Annotated in this window: 19 protein-coding genes; 9 read left to right on the plus strand and 10 right to left on the minus strand. The window is 63.2% G+C overall.

The window, feature by feature from the left end; all coding sequences use genetic code 11:
* Positions 1–80: 80 nt before the first annotated feature.
* From trmB to M5B99_RS17400, 4 genes are all read right to left on the minus strand, one after another.
* The gene (gene trmB / locus M5B99_RS17385; protein WP_248805191.1) at positions 81–806 is read right to left on the minus strand and encodes a tRNA (guanosine(46)-N7)-methyltransferase TrmB; all 726 of its coding nucleotides are present in this window, start codon (positions 804–806) and stop codon (positions 81–83) included.
* A 9-nt stretch (positions 807–815) separates the two neighbouring features.
* Complete coding sequence (locus M5B99_RS17390) at positions 816–1610, minus strand: thiazole synthase (RefSeq protein ID WP_248805192.1); 795 nt, start codon at positions 1608–1610, stop codon at positions 816–818.
* A gap of 198 nt (positions 1611–1808) precedes the next feature.
* On the minus strand, positions 1809–2009 hold the full coding sequence (thiS, locus tag M5B99_RS17395) for a sulfur carrier protein ThiS (protein ID WP_248805193.1): 201 nt from the start codon (positions 2007–2009) through the stop codon (positions 1809–1811).
* A gap of 87 nt (positions 2010–2096) precedes the next feature.
* A complete protein-coding gene (locus M5B99_RS17400) occupies positions 2097–2474 on the minus strand; it encodes a DUF423 domain-containing protein (RefSeq protein ID WP_248805194.1) in 378 nt (125 codons plus the stop codon).
* Positions 2475–2544: 70 nt separating this feature from the next.
* On the opposite strand from M5B99_RS17400, the gene mtgA reads away from it, so the two are divergent.
* On the plus strand, positions 2545–3267 hold the full coding sequence (gene mtgA, locus M5B99_RS17405) for a monofunctional biosynthetic peptidoglycan transglycosylase (RefSeq protein WP_248805195.1): 723 nt from the start codon (positions 2545–2547) through the stop codon (positions 3265–3267).
* A gap of 232 nt (positions 3268–3499) precedes the next feature.
* Here mtgA and rpoH read toward each other — a convergent pair whose 3' ends face one another.
* From rpoH to ftsY, 4 genes are all read right to left on the minus strand, one after another.
* Positions 3500–4354, minus strand: a complete 855-nt coding sequence (rpoH, locus tag M5B99_RS17410) for an RNA polymerase sigma factor RpoH (protein ID WP_100944601.1) — start codon at positions 4352–4354, stop codon at positions 3500–3502.
* 129 nt (positions 4355–4483) lie between these two features.
* Entirely contained in the window at positions 4484–5506 is a 1023-nt protein-coding gene (gene ftsX / locus M5B99_RS17415) for a permease-like cell division protein FtsX (RefSeq protein WP_248805196.1), read from the minus strand.
* Positions 5503–6174, minus strand: coding sequence for a cell division ATP-binding protein FtsE (gene ftsE, locus M5B99_RS17420; protein WP_040071500.1), 672 nt, complete (start codon positions 6172–6174; stop codon positions 5503–5505). The genes ftsX and ftsE overlap by 4 nt, the downstream gene beginning before the upstream one ends.
* Complete coding sequence (ftsY, locus tag M5B99_RS17425; protein WP_248805197.1) at positions 6171–7643, minus strand: signal recognition particle-docking protein FtsY; 1473 nt, start codon at positions 7641–7643, stop codon at positions 6171–6173. Before ftsY ends, ftsE begins: the two co-directional genes overlap by 4 nt.
* Positions 7644–7817: 174 nt before the next feature.
* On the opposite strand from ftsY, the gene M5B99_RS17430 reads away from it, so the two are divergent.
* The 6 genes from M5B99_RS17430 to M5B99_RS17455 all read left to right on the plus strand — a co-directional run bounded on the left by M5B99_RS17430 (position 7818) and on the right by M5B99_RS17455 (position 15322).
* Positions 7818–9170, plus strand: a complete 1353-nt coding sequence (locus M5B99_RS17430; protein WP_248805198.1) for a M16 family metallopeptidase — start codon at positions 7818–7820, stop codon at positions 9168–9170.
* Entirely contained in the window at positions 9167–10657 is a 1491-nt protein-coding gene (locus M5B99_RS17435; protein WP_248805199.1) for a M16 family metallopeptidase, read from the plus strand. The genes M5B99_RS17430 and M5B99_RS17435 overlap by 4 nt, the downstream gene beginning before the upstream one ends.
* Positions 10657–11271, plus strand: a complete 615-nt coding sequence (rsmD, locus tag M5B99_RS17440) for a 16S rRNA (guanine(966)-N(2))-methyltransferase RsmD (RefSeq protein WP_248805200.1) — start codon at positions 10657–10659, stop codon at positions 11269–11271. Before M5B99_RS17435 ends, rsmD begins: the two co-directional genes overlap by 1 nt.
* A 114-nt stretch (positions 11272–11385) precedes the next feature.
* Positions 11386–12732, plus strand: coding sequence for a M16 family metallopeptidase (locus M5B99_RS17445; protein WP_248805201.1), 1347 nt, complete (start codon positions 11386–11388; stop codon positions 12730–12732).
* Positions 12725–14188 (plus strand): M16 family metallopeptidase, encoded by a 1464-nt coding sequence (locus M5B99_RS17450; RefSeq protein WP_248805202.1) that lies wholly within the window; start codon positions 12725–12727, stop codon positions 14186–14188. Before M5B99_RS17445 ends, M5B99_RS17450 begins: the two co-directional genes overlap by 8 nt.
* Before the next feature lie 78 nt (positions 14189–14266).
* Entirely contained in the window at positions 14267–15322 is a 1056-nt protein-coding gene (locus tag M5B99_RS17455; protein WP_248805203.1) for a hydrolase, read from the plus strand.
* A gap of 148 nt (positions 15323–15470) precedes the next feature.
* Here M5B99_RS17455 and M5B99_RS17460 read toward each other — a convergent pair whose 3' ends face one another.
* Together M5B99_RS17460 and M5B99_RS17465 are read right to left on the minus strand one after the other, a co-directional pair.
* On the minus strand, positions 15471–16325 hold the full coding sequence (locus M5B99_RS17460) for a sulfurtransferase (protein WP_248805204.1): 855 nt from the start codon (positions 16323–16325) through the stop codon (positions 15471–15473).
* A 54-nt stretch (positions 16326–16379) separates the two neighbouring features.
* Positions 16380–17066, minus strand: coding sequence for a TetR/AcrR family transcriptional regulator (locus M5B99_RS17465; protein ID WP_248805205.1), 687 nt, complete (start codon positions 17064–17066; stop codon positions 16380–16382).
* Between the two features lie 179 nt (positions 17067–17245).
* On the opposite strand from M5B99_RS17465, the gene M5B99_RS17470 reads away from it, so the two are divergent.
* Together M5B99_RS17470 and M5B99_RS17475 are read left to right on the plus strand one after the other, a co-directional pair.
* Positions 17246–18676, plus strand: a complete 1431-nt coding sequence (locus tag M5B99_RS17470) for a coniferyl aldehyde dehydrogenase (RefSeq protein WP_248805206.1) — start codon at positions 17246–17248, stop codon at positions 18674–18676.
* A gap of 28 nt (positions 18677–18704) precedes the next feature.
* Entirely contained in the window at positions 18705–19247 is a 543-nt protein-coding gene (locus tag M5B99_RS17475) for a twin-arginine translocation pathway signal protein (protein ID WP_248805207.1), read from the plus strand.
* The last annotated feature ends 151 nt before the right edge of the window (positions 19248–19398 follow it).

The raw sequence follows: 19398 nt of genomic DNA on the forward strand, positions 1-19398 counted from the left end.
CGGCCTCAAGGGCCCCATCGCCGGCAAGCCGGCTCCACAGGGATTGCACGGCGTCCGACTCACCTCAGCGCCTCAGCGCCTCAGGCCAGCTTCTCGAACTTCAGGTCCCAGACCCCATGCCCCAGTCGCTCGCCACGGCGCTCGAACTTGGTGATCGGACGTTCGGCAGGACGCGGCACGCATTTGCCGTCTTCGGCCAGGTTGCGATACCCTGGGGCGACGCTCATCACTTCCAGCATGTACTCGGCATACGGCTCCCAGTCGGTGGCCATGTGCAGGATCCCACCGACCTTCAGCTTGCTACGCACCAGTTCGGCAAAGGATGCCTGGACGATACGCCGCTTGTGATGGCGACTCTTGTGCCACGGATCCGGGAAAAACAGCATCAGCCGATCCAGGCTATTGTCTGCCACGCAGCGGTTGAGCACTTCAATGGCATCGCAGTCGTAGACCCGCAGGTTCTTCAGCCCCTGGGTCAGCACACCATTGAGCAGCGCACCGACACCCGGACGGTGCACCTCCACACCGATAAAGTCCTGCTCCGGCGCGGCCGCCGCCATCTCCAGCAGGGAATGCCCCATGCCGAAGCCGATTTCCAGCGAGCGCGGCGCCGAGCGGCCAAACACCTGGTCGAAATCCACCGGCGCATCGGCCAGCGGCAGGACAAACAGCGGCGCCCCCTGCTCCAGGCCCTTCTGCTGACCTTCGGTCATGCGCCCGGCGCGCATCACGAAACTCTTGATACGGCGGTGTTGGCGCTCTTCGCCGGCTTCCGTCTGGATTGGCGTGTCGTTCGATTCAGTCATCAAAGGCTCTTACTTGATCAGACCATCCAGCGGCGAGGAGGCGCTGGCATAAAGTTTTTTCGGCATGCGACCGGCGAGATAAGCCAGACGGCCGGCAACGATGGCATGTTTCATGGCTTCAGCCATCAGGATCGGTTGCTGGGCATGGGCAATGGCCGAGTTCATCAGCACCGCTTCGCAACCCAGCTCCATGGCGATAGTGGCGTCGGAGGCGGTACCGACACCGGCGTCCACCAGGACCGGGATCTTGGCTTCTTCGAGGATGATCCGCAGGTTGTACGGGTTGCAGATCCCCAGGCCGGTGCCGATCAGACCCGCCAGCGGCATGACCGCAATGCAGCCGATTTCCGCCAGTTGTCGGGCGATGATCGGATCATCGCTGGTGTAGACCATTACGTCGAAGCCTTCCTTGACCAGCACTTCGGCGGCCTTGAGGGTTTCGATCACGTTGGGGAACAGGGTTTTCTGGTCGGCCAGGACTTCCAGCTTCACCAGGTTGTGGCCGTCCAGCAGCTCACGGGCCAGGCGGCAGGTGCGCACAGCTTCGATGGCGTCGTAGCAGCCGGCGGTGTTCGGCAGGATGGTGTAGCGATCCGGCGGCAGGATATCCAGCAGGTTCGGTTCACCCGGGTTCTGCCCCAGGTTGGTCCGGCGCACGGCCACGGTGACGATCTCGGCACCCGAGGCCTCGATGGCCAGGCGGGTTTCTTCCATATCGCGGTATTTGCCGGTGCCCACCAGCAGACGGGACCGGTAGGTACGGCCGGCCAGCACGAAGGGCTTGTCGCTACGAACAGTGCTCATTCGGAAATCCTCTTGAAAGGTTGAGGGCTTGCAGGGTGGATCGTCCTTAAATAAAACAAACCGCGTGAAAACGTAGCGAGCGAAGGGGAGACAAGGCAAAAACAGGCGAGGCCTCGGAGTTTACTGGCTGTAAATGAGCCGTCCGAGCCTGTTTTTAACGCCGTATTACCGAGCGCAGCAGTTTTCACGGGGTTTGGGCTAGCCGCCACCGATGGCTTGCACCACTTCGACCTGATCGCCTTCACGCAGAGCGGTGTCGGCATGCTGGCTGCGCGGAACGATATCCAGGTTCAGCTCCACCGCCACCCGCCGCCCGACCAGATCGAGCCGGGCCAGCAACGCCGCGACGGTCTCACCATCGGGCAGTTCAAAGGGTTCACCGTTCAATTGAATACGCATGCGCCGGGCTGCCATCATTTTTAGGGGCCAGCATTCTAGCCCGATCAGTCCAAGTGACCCAAGCCATTCGTCTACCTGAGGGTCCGCTCAAGCCGCCTGCAGGCGCCAGGCCGCCAGACCGAGGCAGAACCAGCCGATCAGGAAGCCCAGGCCACCGAACGGGGTGATAATCCCCAGTTTGCCGATACCGCTCAGGGTCAACAGATACAGGCTGCCGGAGAACAGGATAATCCCGATGGTAAACGCAAGGCCGGCCCAGGTGACCAAACGCCCTGGAATATGGGTCGCCAGCAGGGCGACGCCGAACAGCGCCAGGGCGTGTACCAGCTGATAGGTCACGCCGGTGTGGAAAATCGCCAGGTACTCCGCGCTCAGACGGTCCTTCAGGCCGTGGGCGGCAAAGGCCCCGAGGGCGACGCCGGTAAAACCGAAAAAGGCGGCCAGCAGCAGAAAACCACGCAACATGACGAACTCCATTCAGGGGGCACAGGGTCTGTATAATGGCCCGCTCCCACGCCCCGGCCAAGCCATCTCTATGTTGCAATTCCTTTTCCGCCGCCTTGTCACCGTTCTGAAATGGTTCGCCATTGGCAGCGTGCTGCTGGTGCTGCTGTTTCGCTGGGTGCCGCCGCCCGTTACCGCGCTGATGGTCGAACGCAAGATCGAGTCCTGGACCGATGGCGAGCCCATTGACCTGCAGCGCAGTTGGCGCCCATGGGAGCAGATCTCCGACGAGCTGAAAGTGGCGGTGATGGCCGGCGAGGATCAGAAATTCCCCGAGCACTGGGGTTTCGACTTCGACGCGATCCAGGCTGCCTTCGAGCATAACGAGCGCGGCGGTTCGATTCGCGGCGCCAGTACCTTGAGCCAGCAAGTGTCGAAGAACCTGTTCCTGTGGTCGGGCCGCAGTTATTTGCGCAAGGGATTGGAGGCCTGGTTTACCGCGCTGATCGAGCTGACCTGGTCCAAGCAGCGGATTCTCGAGGTGTACCTGAACAGTGTGGAGTGGGACGACGGCGTGTTCGGCGCGGAAGCGGCGGCGCGGCACCACTTCGGCGTGAGCGCGGCGTCGTTGTCGCGCCAGCAGGCCAGCCTGCTGGCGGCGGTGCTGCCCAATCCGCGAGAGTGGAGCGCCAGTCATCCGAGCATCTATGTGGCACGCCGGGCCGGCTGGATTCGCCAGCAGATGAGCCAGTTGGGTGGCGATGAGTATCTGGTGGGGTTGAACAACTCGCGCAAGGCGCCATGGGCGTTATAAAGGTTATCGCTGCGGTGCCTGTGCTGCCGTCTTCGCGGCGGTGCGGCGATCCGACAAGCTCCGCTCCCACAAGTTTTGTGGCGTATACAAAATTGGCGTACAACTCGGTCCACTGAGGGAGCGGAGCTTGCCCGCGAAGAGGCCCGCAATAACCCAACATGACTAGCAGCCTGTCACCACCTCAAACAAAAACGCCCCGATCAGATCGGGGCGTTTTTTATTGCCTCGGCGTTTACGCGGCAATCGACAGCTTCAGCTTGTTCATCGCACTCTTTTCCAGCTGGCGAATCCGCTCGGCCGAAACGTTGTACTTCTGCGCCAGGTCATGCAGCGTGGCCTTCTCTTCCGCCAACCAGCGCTGGTAGAGAATGTCGCGGCTGCGCTCGTCGAGCACTTCCAGCGCTTCATGCAGGTTGCTGTTGGAGTTTTCGCTCCAGTCGGCATCCTCCAGTTGACGCGCGGGGTCATACCGGTGGTCTTCCAGGTAATTGGCCGGAGACTGGAAGGCACTGTCGTCGTCGGCTTCCGCCGCCGGGTCGAAGGCCATGTCCTGGCCGGTCAACCGGCTTTCCATCTCGCGCACTTCACGGGGCTCCACACCGAGGCTTTCCGCCACGCGGTGGACTTCCTCGTTGTTCAACCAGGCCAGGCGCTTCTTCTGGCTGCGCAGGTTGAAGAACAGCTTGCGCTGGGCCTTGGTGGTGGCCACTTTGACAATGCGCCAGTTGCGCAGGATGAACTCGTGGATTTCCGCCTTGATCCAGTGCACGGCGAACGACACCAGGCGCACACCCATTTCCGGGTTGAAACGCTTCACAGCCTTCATCAGGCCGACGTTGCCTTCCTGGATCAGGTCAGCCTGGGCCAGGCCGTAGCCGGAATAGCTACGGGCGATATGGACGACAAACCGCAGGTGGGCGAGCACCATCTGCCGAGCCGCCCCCAAATCCTGCTCATAGTAGAGACTCTCGGCCAGTTCACGCTCCTGCTCCGGCGTCAGCAATGGAATGCTGTTCACCGTGTTCACGTAGGCTTCCAGGTTCGCACCCGGGACCAGCGCGTAGACAGGTTGCAAAGAAGTGGTCATACGAAAAAACCTCCGACTCACATAACTCGTGCAGTGATGCACTGCGAAAATTGACCAGGAACCGTAGGACAAGTTCCCTAAACCACTGACACGGCCAATACAAACGAAACCACATTAATCTGACATTAACTACTTCGGTGCCAGCTCACGTAAATGCCGTGCGACCGCAATCCATGCACCGATATACCCCAAGAGCACCGCCCCAAGCAACAGGGACAGACCATCGGCGACCGGCACGCCGGCCAGGGCGAAATCGCTGCCGTAGAGACCAGCCAGCCCGACCACCGCGTCATTCAGCCAGTTCAGGCCGTAAGCCAGCACACCCCAGGACAAAAACCCGGCACCAAAGCCGTAAAGCGCGCCCATATAGAGAAAAGGCCTACGCACATAGCTATCAGTGCCTCCGACCAGTTTAATCACTTCGATCTCGGTGCGGCGGTTTTCAATATGAAGACGAATGGTATTGCCTATCACCAAAAGTAATGCAGACACCAGCAGCACGGTCAGGCCGAAGACAAACCGGTCGCCGAGCTTGAGGATCGCCGCCAGGCGCTCGACCCACACCAGGTCCAGTTGTGCCTGTTGCACCTTGGGCAACTCGGCCAGGCGCTGGCGCAGCGCCTCCAGGGTAGCCTTGTCGACTTCGTTCGGCGTCACCAGCACCACCCCCGGCAAGGGGTTCTGCGGCAATTCCTTGAGGGCTTCGCCCAGGCCCGACTGTTGCTGGAACTCGTCGAGGGCCTTTTCCTTGCTGATGAACTCGGCATCCGCCACGCCGGGCATGGCCTTGATCTGCTCGCTGAGGTGCTCGCCTTCGGTCGGGCTGGCATCCAGTTGCAGGTACAGGGAAATCTGCGCCGCGCGCTGCCAGGAACCGCCCAGGCGCTCGACATTGTTCAGCAGCAGCGACAAGCCCATGGGCAGGCTCAGGGCCACGGCCATCACCAGGCAGGTAAAGAAGCTGCCGATCGGCTGCTTGCCAAGGCGCCGCAGGCTGTCCGCCAGGCTCGCGCGGTGACTTTCGACCCAGGCGCGCAGCAAGGTGCCGAAGTCCGGGCCATCGTCTTCATCGCGCTTTTTCTTGGGTGTCTGCGGGTCGGAGGCCTTCGGCGCGACGCGCTCGGCGACTTTGGGGCTACGGGTCGCACTCATACGCCGGCCTCCCCGTCGCCGATCAAGCGGCCGCGTTGCAGGGTCAGCATGCGGTGACGCATGCGCGCGATCAGGGCCAGATCGTGGCTGGCGATCAGCACGCTGGTGCCCAGGCGGTTGATGTCTTCGAACACCCCCATGATTTCCGCCGCCAGGCGCGGGTCGAGGTTACCGGTGGGTTCGTCCGCCAGCAGCAGGGCCGGGCGATGGACGATGGCCCGGGCAATGCCGACGCGCTGTTGTTGGCCGGTGGAGAGATCACCGGGGTAGAGGTCGGTCTTGTCCGACAGCGCCACGCGCTCCAGGGCCGAATCCACCCGTTTGACGATCTCGGCCTTGGACAGGCCGAGGATCTGCAACGGCAAGGCGACGTTGTTGAACACTGTGCGGTCGAACAGCAACTGGTGGTTCTGGAACACCACGCCGATCTGCCGGCGCAGAAACGGAATCTGTGCGTTACTGATCTGGCCGAGGTCCTGTCCGGCCAGCAGCAGTTTGCCGGTGGTCGGACGCTCCATCGCCAGCAGCAGGCGCAGCAGGGTACTTTTGCCCGCGCCGGAATGCCCGGTCACGAACAGGAATTCACCACGACGCACCCGAAAGCTCAGTTCATGCAAGCCGACATGACCGTTCGGATAGCGCTTACCGACCTGTTCGAAACGAATCATGAACGCTCCCGCTCCGCGAAAAGGGCCTGGACAAAGGGTTCGGCTTCGAAGGTGCGCAGATCGTCGATCCCTTCACCGACGCCGATGTAACGAATCGGCAGGCCAAACTGCTTGGCCAGGGCAAAGATCACCCCGCCCTTGGCGGTCCCATCGAGCTTAGTCAATGCCAGGCCGGTCAGTTGGACCGTCTGGTTGAATTGTTTGGCCTGGTTGATGGCGTTCTGCCCAGTACCGGCATCGAGCACCAGCAGCACTTCATGCGGTGCCTCTACGTCGAGCTTGGCGATCACCCGGCGGACCTTCTTCAACTCTTCCATCAGGTTGTCTTTGGTATGCAGGCGACCGGCGGTGTCGGCGATCAGCACGTCGATACCGCGAGCCTTGGCCGCCTGTACCGCGTCGAAAATCACCGAGGCCGAGTCGGCACCGGTGTGCTGGGCGATGACCGGGATCTGGTTACGCTCACCCCACACCTGCAATTGCTCCACCGCCGCCGCACGGAAGGTGTCGCCCGCCGCCAGCATGACTTTCTTGCCGTCGAGCTGCAGCTTCTTCGCCAGCTTGCCGATGGTGGTGGTCTTGCCGGCGCCGTTGACGCCCACTACCAGGATCACGAAGGGTTTCTGCTGCGAAACGATGTTCAACGGCTGTTCGACCGGTTTGAGCATCGCGGTCAGCTCGGCCTGCAACGAGGCGTAGAGTGCATCGCTGTCGGTCAACTGCTTGCGGGCGACTTTCTGGGTCAGGCTCTGGATAATCACCGAGGTGGCTTCGACGCCCACGTCGGCGGTCAACAGACGGGTTTCGAGCTCTTCGAGCAGGTCGTCGTCGATGGCCTTCTTGCCCAGGAACAGGCTGGCCATGCCTTCGCCGATGCTGGCGCTGGTCTTGGACAGGCCCTGCTTGAGACGGGCGAAGAAGCCGACCTTGGTCTCTTCGGAAACCCGCTTGGCCGGTTCGGCGGTCACGGGTTCAGCCACCGCAACCGGCGCAGGCTCAACCACTGGCGCCACGACCCGCGCGGGTGCGGGTGCAGAGACTGGAGCTGGAGCTGGAGCTTCGACAATCCGCGCAATGACCGGCGCTGGCACCGGTTCGGCGATGAACGGTTCAGGCGCGACCACTTCAGCGACCGGCGCAACACCGGTCACCGGGATCGACGGAGTGATATGCGGCGCCTGGACATCCTCGACCAGAGCCACCGGTTCTTCGGCCACTGGCAAGCTCAGCCAGGGCTCATGCGCCGGGGCAACCGGGGCGACAGCCGGCGTTTCAACCATCGCGACGTTGACCGGCAACGGCTCGGCGGCAACCGGCAACGCCTCGCTCACTGGCGCGGACATGGCCTCGGGGGTCGGTTGTGGCTGTTCGACGACGGCTTCCTGCGGTTTCTTACGCAGCCAGCCGAACAGGCTTTTTTTCTCGCCAGCCGGGGCTGGGGTCTTCTTGTCGTCGTTGGAACCAAACATGGAGGACGGCTATCTCACGGTAGCGACGCGCCAAGGTGGCGCTTCGGCAAATAATATTCTGATGCGCAACAGACTGCCTTTTGACCAGATTGTTCGCGCGCAACGCAGTATCCTAGCACCTCCTCGCCCGCCGACGCTAAGATCACGCGGGCCGTACTACAGGTTTGAAAACGAATGAATGCTCTAGCCCGCCGTGCCGCTGGCCTGTTGCTCAGCACGCTCTGTCTCCCCCTGGCCGCCTTGGCCGCCGACCCGCAACCGACCCATGAATTCATTCTCGACAACGGTCTGAAGGTCGTGGTCCGCGAGGATCACCGCGCTCCCGTGGTGGTCTCGCAGATCTGGTACAAAGTGGGTTCGAGCTACGAGACGCCAGGCCAGACCGGCCTGTCCCACGCCTTGGAACACATGATGTTCAAGGGCAGCTCCAAGGTCGGCCCGGGCGAAGCCTCACTGATCCTGCGGGACCTCGGTGCCGAGGAGAACGCCTTCACCAGCGACGACTACACGGCGTATTACCAGGTCCTGGCCCGCGACCGCCTGGGCGTGGCCCTGGAGCTGGAAGCCGACCGCATGGCCAGCCTGCGCCTGCCGGCCGACGAATTCAGCCGGGAAATCGAGGTAATCAAGGAAGAGCGCCGCCTGCGCACCGACGACAAGCCCATGGGCAAGGCCTTCGAACGCTTCAAGGCGATGGCCTACCCGGCCAGCGGCTATCATACGCCGACCATCGGCTGGATGGCCGACCTCGACCGCATGAAGGTCGAGGAACTGCGCCACTGGTACCAGTCCTGGTATGTGCCGAACAACGCCACCCTGGTGGTGGTCGGCGACGTCACCCCGGACGAAGTCAAAACTCTGGCCCAGCGCTATTTCGGCGTCATTCCCCGGCGTGACACACCGCCGGCGAAGATCCCGCGGGAACTCGACGAGCCCGGTGAACGCCTGATCACCCTGCATGTGAAGACCCAGTTGCCGAGCCTGATGCTCGCCTTCAACGTACCGAGCTTCGCCACCGCCGAAGACAAGCGCTCGGTCAGCGCCCTGCGCCTGATCGCCGCCCTGCTCGACGGCGGCTACAGCGCGCGCTTGCCGTCGCAACTGGAGCGCGGCGAAGAGCTGATCTCCGACGGCTCGTCGAGCTACAACGCCTACACCCGCGGCGATACGCTGTTCCTGCTCTCGGCCAGCCCCAACAGCCAGAAGAACAAGACCCTGGCCGACACCGAGGCCGGCCTCTGGCGCCTGCTCGACCAGTTGAAAACCCAGGCCCCGAGCGCCGAAGAGCTGGAGCGCGTACGCGCCCAGGTGATCGCCGGCCTGGTCTACGAACGCGACTCCATCACCAGCCAGGCCAGCGCCATCGGCATCCTGGAAACCGTCGGCCTGTCCTGGAAAATGATGGACACCGAACTGGCCGACCTGCAAAGCGTCACACCGCAGGACCTGCAGAACGCCGCCCGTACCTACTTCACCCGCGAGCGCCTCAGCGTCGCCCATGTCTTGCCCGAGGAGAGCGCCCAATGAGTCAGTCCAAGGGGCCACGTTTCACCTTGCTCGCCCTGATCCTCGCCGTCGCCGCGGGCGGTGTCGGCTTTTACCTGTTCGATTCACGCAACTCCCAGGCCAGCCAGGCCCTCGACGCGGCCAAGGCCAGCCACAAGCTGCAATCGCTGGCGGAGCTGGACGGCAAGGCGCCGGCGCACCGCGCCCTGAACGTGCAGACCTGGAAAACCGTCGAAGGCGCCAAGGTGCTGTTCGTCGAGGCCCACGAACTGCCGATGTTCAACCTGAACCTGACCTTTGCCGCCGGCAGCAGCCAGGACGGCAACGCGGCGGGCCTCGCCACGCTGACCAACGCCATGCTCAACGAAGGCGTGGCCGGCAAAAACGTCGGCGCCATTGCCCAGGGTTTCGAAGGCCTGGGAGCCGACTTCAGCAACGGTTCCTACAAGGACATGGCCATTGCTTCGCTGCGCAGCCTCAGTACCCCGGACAAACGCGAGCCGGCACTGAAACTGTTCGCCGAGGTGGTGGGCAAGCCGACCTTCCCCGCCGACTCCCTGGCGCGGATCAAGAACCAGTTGCTCGCCGGCTTCGAATACCAGAAGCAGAACCCCGGCAAGCTGGCGAGCCTGGACTTGTCCAAGCGCCTGTATGGCGATCACCCCTACGCACACCCTAGCGAAGGCACGGCGCAGAGCATCCCGCCGATCACCCAGGAACAACTGCGTGCTTTCCATGCCAAGGCCTACGCGGCCGGCAACGTGGTGATCGCGCTGGTCGGCGACCTCTCGCGCAGCGAAGCCGAAGGCATCGCCGCCCAGATTTCCGCCGCCCTGCCCAAGGGCCCGGCCCTGCCGAAGATCGCCCAGCCGGCCGAACCGAAAGCCAGCGTCGGGCATATCGAGTTCCCGTCCAAACAGACCACCATCCTGATGGCCCAACTGGGTATCGACCGCACCGACCCGGACTACGCGGCCCTGTCCCTGGGCAACCAGATCCTGGGCGGCGGCGGTTTCGGTACCCGCCTGATGAGCGAAGTGCGGGAAAAGCGCGGCCTGACCTATGGTGTCTATTCGGGCTTCTCGCCGATGCAGGTCCGCGGACCGTTCCAGATCAACCTGCAAACCCGCGCCGAAATGAGCGAAGGCACGCTCAAGCTGGTGGACGACGTGATCGCCGACTACCTGAAAAACGGCCCGACCCAGAAGGAACTCGACGACGCCAAGCGCGAGATGGCCGGCAGTTTCCCGCTCTCCAATGCGAGCAACAGCAGTATCGTTGGCCAACTGGGCCTGATGGGTTTCTATGACTTGCCGCTCGATTACCTGGAAAACTTCGTGCAACAGACCCAGGCGCTGACCATCGAACAGATCAAGTCGGCCATGAACAAACACCTGAGTGCCGACAAGATGATCGTCGTCACCGCAGGGCCCACGGTGCCGCAAAAGCCCCTGCCGCCACCGACTGACAAACCCGCCGAGCAGCCGCTCGGGGTTCCGGAGCATTAATGGCCAGCCCATCGCGTCCCAGCAAGAAACCCGCTCACCCGCATAACGGCGTGAATCAACTGCGTATCATCGGTGGCGAATGGCGCAGCCGACGCCTGAGCTTTCCGGATGTCCCGGGGCTGCGTCCGACCCCGGACCGAGTGCGCGAAACCCTGTTCAACTGGCTGGCGCCCTACGTCGCCGGGGCCAAGGTGCTCGACCCGTTCGCCGGCAGCGGCGCCTTGTTCCTCGAGGCGCTGTCCCGTGGTGCGGCCATGGGCCAGGCGCTGGATGCCAGCAACCTGGCCGTGGCCAACCTGCGCGAACACCTGGGCACTCTGCGTTGCAGCGTCGGCCAGGTGCAGACCGCCGACGCCATGCGCTACCTGGAAACCCAGACGGCCACGGCCTTTGACCTGGTGTTCCTCGACCCGCCGTTCAACCAGAACCTGCTGCCTGGCATCTGCGCCCTGCTGGAAGAGCGCCAGTGGCTGGCCGATGACGCCTGGGTCTACACCGAAAGTGAAACCGCGCCCTCGGGCCTCGGCCTGCCGGGTAACTGGCGCCTGCACCGCGAGCAGAAGTCCGGGCGGGTCCACTACGCGCTGTGGCAACGCAGCGTCGCCAGCCAGTAATGTGAGCCTCAAGGGCGGTTCGAACCTCGGGCCGCCCTCACTATCCCGATACCGCCCGCCCATCCGTCCACCAGATCAAGGTGTTCCTTTGCAACTCAAAAGGATCCCTGACGGATGAAACCCTCCACCCACCGACATGCACTCGGCTTGCTCTTGCTGCCGCTCATCGCCTGCGCCAACCCCTCGCCCGGCACCCACGAGCGGATGCTCGACAACGGTTTGAAAATCATCCTGCGCGAAGATCATCGCGCCCCTGTCGTGGCGGCCCAGCTTTGGTACAAGGTCGGCTCCAGTCACGAACCACCCGGCGAATCGGGGCTTTCCCATGCCCTGGAGCACCTGTTGTTCCAAGGCAGCAGCAAAGTCTGCCCTGCCCAGGCGTTCCAGATCATGGAACGCCTGGGGGCCCGGATCAACGCCTTCACCAACCATGACGCCACCACCTACGAATACCTGATGCCGCGCCATGTCCTGGGAGTCGCGCTGGAAATCATGGCCGACCAGATGAGTACCGCCCAACTGTCGCCAGCGGCCTTTCGGCGTGAAATCGAGGTGATCAAGAACGAACGCTTGCAGAACATCGACGACGCCCCCTGGGCCATGCTCGACGAGAGGATCCGCAGCCTGGCCTTTCCCACCAGCGGCTATCGCACCGCCACCGTCGGCTGGCAACACGACCTGCAACGCATGAACGTCCAGCAGTTGCAGCGCTGGTACGCCAGTTGGTACGCGCCGAACAACGCCACCCTGGTGCTGGTCGGCGATGTCACCGTCGAGGAGGTCGAAACCCTGACCCGCCGCTACTTCGCTGACCTGCCCCGGCGCACGCTGCCGCAAACCCGGCGTCCACTGGAGCTGAACGAGCCGGGCGAGCGGCGGATCAGGCTACAGACCCGCAATGAGTTTCCCAGCCTGATCATGGCCTTCAACGTGCCCAGCCTGGCGACCGCCGCCGACCCGCGTACCGCGTACACCTTGCGCCTGCTCAACGAATTGCTCGGCGGCGGCGGCGGCTCGCGGATTTTCAGACAGTTGAAATTCCGCGAAGAGCTGATCACTCAGGCCCACTCCAGCTACGAGGCGTTCAGCCGGGGGGACACCTTGTTGATGATTGCCGTCGACCTGGACACCCAGAAAAACCCGAGCCTGGACGATATCCAGGCCCGCCTGTGGCAACTGCTGGACGAGTTCAAACGTACGCCTGTCAGCGCGCAGGAACTTGAACGCGCGCGCACCCGGATGATGGCGCAGCGGGTGTTTGCCCGCGACTCGGTGGAAAACCAGGCGCAGAAACTCGGCAGCCTGGAGAGCGTCGGCCTGTCGTGGACCCTGGAAGAACGGGAACAGGCGCAGCTCAAAGCCGTCACGCCCCTGGATATTCAACAAGCCGCGCAAACCTACTTGACCCTTGAGCGACTCAGCGTTGCCCTCGCCAGCCCCGGGGAAACCCGTCATGAATAAGGCGCATACGGCGTTATCGAGCATCCTGCTGGCGCTGTTTGCCAGCCTTTCAAGCCCGGCGTCGAGAGCCTCTGCTGGCGGCGACCTGTCGAGCGTCAGTCCCCTGCAATCGCTGAGCGAGGTCCAGCACCTGGCGCCCAGCCCTTCCACCCGCGTTGTGCGGGGCTGGAAAACCCTCAACGGGACCAAGGTGCTCTTCGTTGAAACCCATGGCCTGCCGTTGCTCGACGTGGCCGTGAGCTTTGCCGCGGGCAGCCGTTACGACGGCGCGCAACCAGGCTTGGCGGCGATGACCCTGAGTCTGCTCAACGAAGGCACGGACGGTAAAGACGTCGACTCGATCATGACCGCGTTCGACAGCCTGGGGGTGAATATCAGCAATGGCATCGACCTCGACCATGCCCGGTTCACCCTGCGCAGTCTCAGCGATGAAGCCATCCGGGCACCGGCCCTGCGGTTATTGAGCGAGGTGCTGAGCAGGCCCAGCTTCACCGCCGCAGCCATTCGCCGAGTCAAGAGCGAGGCCCTCGATCAACAAATGCGCCAGGATGTCGCCTTCGACACTTGGGTCAGTCACCGTCTTGCGCCGCCGCTCTATTCACGACACCCATATGCCCAACCCCTCTACGGTACACGGGAGAGTATCGAAAAAATCACGGTCGATCAGTTGCGGGCCTTTCACAACAAGGCTTACAGCGCAGGCAATGCCGTGATCCTGCTGGTCGGTGATCTCTCGCTGGAGCAGGCGCAGTCCCTTAGCGTGCAGATTTCCGATGCCTTGCCCAAAGGCCCGGCGCTGCCACAAACCACCAGTGCCCGGCGGGAGGACAGCCTCGTCGGCACCACCCACATCGAACGCCCGACCCTGCTGGTCCAGCTGGATCTGGCGCAGATCGCCATACCCCGGCACCATCCCGATTACGTCGCGCTCTACGTCGCCAGCCTGATTTTTGGCGGTGGCTTCGATAGCCGGTTGATGCAGACCTTGCGCGAGCAACATGGCGTCACTTACTCGGCGGTGGCCCAGCTCAGGAACTGGCAAGCCCGTGGACCGTTCCATATCAGCCTCTCGACTCCGCCGGAATACCGCGATGCGGTGATCCGGCGGGTCAGGCTGATGTTCGAACAACTCCTGCGGGAAGGCCCGACGGAGCAGGAACTGCAGAACATCAAGCAGAGCCTGCGCGGCGACATGGCGCTGGAGGGCGCCAGCAATGCGGATATTCTGCAGGCGCTGTTGGTGATCGCTCGTCACGACCTGCCACTGAACCTGACCGACTATGCCGAACAGGCGCAGCGGCTGACCCGCGAAACCATCAAGGTCGCCTTGAACGCTCACTTCGATGCCGAAAGCTGGGTAGTGACCAGTACCGGCCCGACCGCTCCCCAGCAAGCCTTGCCTGACCTCCAGAGCCAGGAGCCCAGTTGCCAGGCCGGCGCCCCACCGGCCGGATAAAAAGCTGTGGCCATGCACGGGACTGTGGCAACTTAGGCGTATCGCACGCGCAAGCGTGGCTGCCATGATGGTTTGATCATGGCAGTGCAGGACCTGTCCATTTCCACTGCGAGACTCGTTGCGTTGCCATTATTTTCCCAGCCCGCTCATTTGCCGGGCTTCACCCCCGCCCCGGGCCTGGGCAATCCGCACCTGCAAACCTTGTGGGGGCCGCTCTGGCGCAAGACCGTCCACCTCGACCGGCGGCGTGAACGCCTGTGGCTCGACGACGGTGACTTCCTCGACCTCGACTGGCACGGCCCGCATGCCGCCGAGACGCCGCTGGTGCTGGTGCTGCACGGGTTGACCGGCTCGTCGAACTCGCCCTATGTCGCCGGCCTGCAACAGGCGCTGGCCCGGCAGGGCTGGGCCAGCGTGGCGCTGAACTGGCGTGGCTGCTCGGGGGAACCCAACCTGCTGGCGCGCAGTTATCATTCCGGGGCCAGCGAGGACCTGGCCGCGACCGTGGCCCACCTCAAGGCCCAGCGTCCGCTGGCGCCGCTCTACGCCGTCGGCTACTCCCTGGGCGGTAATGTGTTGCTCAAGCATCTGGGGGAAAGCGGCCAGGACAGCGGCTTGCAAGGTGCCGTCGCGGTATCGGTACCCTTTCGCCTGGACCAGTGCGCCGACCGTATCGGCCAGGGCTTTTCACGGATCTACCAGGCGCACTTCATGCGCGAGATGGTGGCGTACATCAAGAACAAGCAGCGCCGGTTCCAGCATGACGGGAGGATCGAGGGCCTGGCGACCCTGAGCGACCTGGGACCGCTGACGGGCATGCGCACGTTCTGGGACTTCGATGGCCGGGTCACGGCGCCGCTGCACGGTTTTACCGATGCGCAGGATTATTATCGTCGCGCCTCAAGCCGCTATTTCCTCGGGGCAATCCGCACCCCGACGCTGATTATCCAGGCCAAGGACGACCCGTTCGTGTTTCCCCACAGCCTGCCCGAGCCCGGCGAGCTGGCAGCGGGCACCCAACTCGAATTGCAGGCCAAGGGTGGCCATGTGGGGTTTGTCGACGGCACCCTGGGCAAACCGGCTTACTACCTGGAGCGCCGGATTCCGCAATGGCTGGCCGATAGAGGATGTTGATCACACTGCGCAATCAATGTGGCGAGCGGGCTTGCCGGCGTTGGGGGCAAAGCCCCCTAAAACCGGAGGCCGTGGTGTACAGGCGGGCCGAGATAGCCGGCTTCAGGGCCGCTTCGCGCCCCAACGTGGGCAAGCCTACTCGCCACAATCAGTCGCCCGTCGCCACCGTCCGCTGCGGATCGGTAATCCACTCGCTCCACGACCCGGCATACAACGTCCCCAACGGATAGCCCGCCAGGCACAAGGCAAACAGGTTGTGACACGCCGTCACCCCGGAACCGCAATACGCCACCAACTCCCGCGGCGAGCGCGGCCCCAGCTTGGCGGCGAAACGCTGCTTGAGCTGATCCGCCGGCAGAAACCGCCCCTGCGCATCCAGGTTCTCGTTGAACGCGGCACATTGCGCGCCAGGAATATGTCCGGCCACCGGATCGATCGGCTCCACTTCACCGCGAAAACGCGGCAAGGCCCGGGCATCCAGCAGGGTCATGGACGGCTGTCCGAGGCGCTGCTGCAAGTCTTCGGCGCTGATCTGCAGCGCAGCGTCCGGCGTCCCCTCAAAGGATCCACGGCCGGCGGCCGGCGGATTCAGGCTCAGCGGCTGCCCGGCGGCATGCCAGGCTTTCAGGCCGCCATCGAGCAGGAACACGCCGTCGCGCTTGCCCAGCCAAGCCAGCAGCCACCAGGCGCGGGCGGCGTACATGCCCGGGCCGTCGTCATACAGCACCACCTCGCTGTCGGCACTGATACCCCAGGCCTGCAGGCGCTCGACCAAGGCCGCGGGGGCCGGCAGCGGATGACGCCCGGTCAGGCCCCGGGTCACCGGACCACTCAGGTCCCGCTCCAGATCAGCCTGGTGCGCGCCTTCTATATGCCCCTGGGCATAACTGCGCTGCCCGTAATCCGGGTCCTCAAGGGCAAAACGACAATCCAGGATCACCAACCCGGGCCGAGCCTGGCGTTCGGCCAGTTGCCGGGGGCTGATCAGTTGCGCAAGGGACATGGCGAACTCCTCATTAATGAAGCGGATAGGGGACGGCTTGGCGACGGCTGCTGCCTAACTTCCTGATACCTGGACGCCTTCATCCAGGGCCTGTGCCAACGGCACATAAAACTCGCTGAGCAACTTGTCCACCGCCGCCCGTGACTGCACGGTGACAAACCCCGACTCCAGCACCAGCACCTGGTAGACCCCACGCTTGATCGACTCTTCGCTCAGGTGATGGGCATTCTCGCGGGTGGTGCTCAGGAAGCGCACCCAGGAGGTCAGGATAATCCAGGCATTGAGGGTCAGGGCCTCGGTCTGCACGGCATCCATGCCCAGGATGCCAGCCTCGACAAACCCTGCGTAGATCGCCTGGCCCTGGATCAGGCAGCGCTGGGAAAAACGCCGGTAACGCGCAGCCAGCTCGGCATCGCTTTCCAGCAGGTGCTCGAGGTCACGGTGCAGGAAACGATAACGCCACATCGCCGCGAGCAAGGCCTTGAGATAAAAACGCTTGTCGTCGATGGTCGAGGCACGCCCCTGGGGCGGACGCAGGAAACTGTCGACCAGGGCTTCATACTCGGCGAACAGCACGGCGATGATCGCCTGCTTGTTGGGGAAGTGGTAGTAGAGGTTACCCGGCGAAATATCCATATGCGCCGCAATATGGTTGGTGCTGACACTGCGCTCGCCCTGCTGGTTGAACAGATCCAGGCTGTTCTGGACGATACGCTCGCTGGTTTTTATTCGAGGGGCCATGACTTCAGCTTTACTTCCAGAAGACGGTATCCAGCATCTTACGGCCTATCCGGCCGCGGATAAATCGCCATGATTCTCAGCCGCTATAGGTAAGAAAGCGTCGGCGCTGCCTGTTGACTTTTTGGAGCATAAGCTCTAAACATTTGTTTAAAAATAAAATCACAGCCCTGGAGCGCACCATGCCTGCCGAAATCGCCTATCTACAGGAGTCGCAGCAGCAACTCGACCAGCTCCAGCGCCAGTTTCAAGCGCAACGTCAAGCCTACGCCGTGCACCCCATGCCCCCCGCCGAGCAACGTCGGCAATGGCTCGACAGCCTGCGCCAACTGCTCAGCGACGAACGCCAGGCGCTGATCGATGCCATCAGCCAGGATTTCGGCAACCGCAGTGCCGATGAAACCCTGCTCGGCGAACTCATGCCCAGCCTGCAAGGCATCCACCACGCCCGCCAACACCTCAAGCGCTGGATGAAACCGTCGCGCCGTCAGGTCGGCCTGGCCTTCCAGCCGGCCTCGGCCAAGGTCGTCTACCAGCCACTGGGGGTGGTCGGCGTGATCGTGCCCTGGAACTATCCGCTGTTCCTCGCCGTCGGCCCCCTGGTGGGCGCGCTGGCGGCGGGCAATCGGGTGATGCTCAAACTCAGCGAATCGACCCCGGCCACCGGTTTGTTGCTCAAGAAGCTGCTGGGCCGGGTGTTCCCGGAAGATCAGGTGTGCGTGGTGCTCGGCGAAGCCGACATCGGCATGGCCTTTTCCAAGCTGCCGTTCGATCACCTGCTGTTCACCGGCGCCACCAGTATCGGCCGGCATGTGATGCGCGCGGCGGCGGAAAACCTGACCCCAGTCACCCTGGAACTGGGCGGTAAGTCGCCGGCCATCGTGTCCCAGGACGTGCCGCTCAAGGATGCCGCCGAACGTATCGCCTTCGGCAAGACCCTCAACGCCGGCCAGACCTGCGTGGCACCGGACTACGTGCTGGTACCGGAAGATCGAGTCGGTGCTTTCGTCGAAGCCTACCGCCAGGCGGTGCGCGGCTTTTATCCGACACTGGTCGACAACCCGGACTACACCAGCATCATCAACGACCGCCAGTTGACCCGGCTCAACGGCTACCTCAGCGACGCGACCAGCAAGGGCGCGCTGCTGATTCCGCTGTTTGAGCAGAATCAGCAGCGGCGCATGGGCCATAGCCTGCTGCTGAACGTCAACGATGAGATGACCCTGATGCAGGACGAGATTTTCGGCCCGTTGCTGCCCATCGTGCCGTACAAGGGCCTGGATGAAGCCTTTGCCTACATCAATCGTCGGCCACGTCCCCTGGCGCTCTACTACTTCGGCTACAACAAGGCCGAACAGCAACGTGTGCTCGATGAAACCCACTCCGGCGGCGTTTGCCTGAACGACACGCTGCTTCATGTCCCCCAGGAAGACCTGCCCTTCGGCGGCATCGGCCCCTCGGGCATGGGCCATTACCACGGTCACGAAGGTTTCCTGACCTTCAGCAAGGCCAAGGGCGTGCTGACCAAGCAGCGCTTCAACGCAGCGCGGCTGATCTATCCGCCTTACGGCAAATCGATCCAGAAGCTGATCCAGAAACTCTTCGTTCGTTGATGTTCCACTGCCCAGGTGAATAACAAGAATGCCAAGCCTGTCTGAATCTCCCGTACTGAGCCGTCGCGGCGTGCTGAAAATCGGCCTCTGCGCCGGCGCCTTCCTCAGCACCGCCGGGCTCGCCGCCAGCCTCAGCGGCTGCTCGGCCGGCCATCCGGCCAGCGGTTTTACCGTGTTGCAGGCCAACGACCTGCCGTTTTTGCAGGCACTGATCCCGGTCATGCTCGAAGGTGCCATCGCGGCCGAGAAAATGCCCGCCGCCATCGACCAGACCCTGGCGAGCCTGGACTACAACCTCGACCGTCTGTCGCCGGAAATGCTCAAGCTGACCCGGCAACTGTTCGATGTCCTCGGTATGGGCATCACCCGCGGGCCGCTGACCGGCATCTGGGGCCGTTGGGAAAATGCCAGTGACGCGCAGATCCATAGCTTTCTCGAACGCTGGGAAAACAGCTACCTGAGCCTGCTGCGCATGGGCCACGCATCGCTGCTGCAACTGGTGATGATGGCCTGGTACAACCGCGCCGAAGCCTGGGCCCACTGCGGTTATCCCGGCCCGCCGAAAGTCTAGTCCTTATAGATGCACGGCTCTTGTGGGAGCGGAGCTTGTCGGGACGCCGCACCGCCGCGAAGAACGATAACGCGGCGTCCCTGGAGAACCGCGGCGTTCTTTTCGCGGGCAAGCTCCGCTCCCACACAAGTCGGGCAAACCTGACAAAACA

The organism is Pseudomonas sp. MWU13-2100 (assembly GCF_023242365.1).
In the GTDB taxonomy this organism is placed as follows: domain Bacteria; phylum Pseudomonadota; class Gammaproteobacteria; order Pseudomonadales; family Pseudomonadaceae; genus Aquipseudomonas.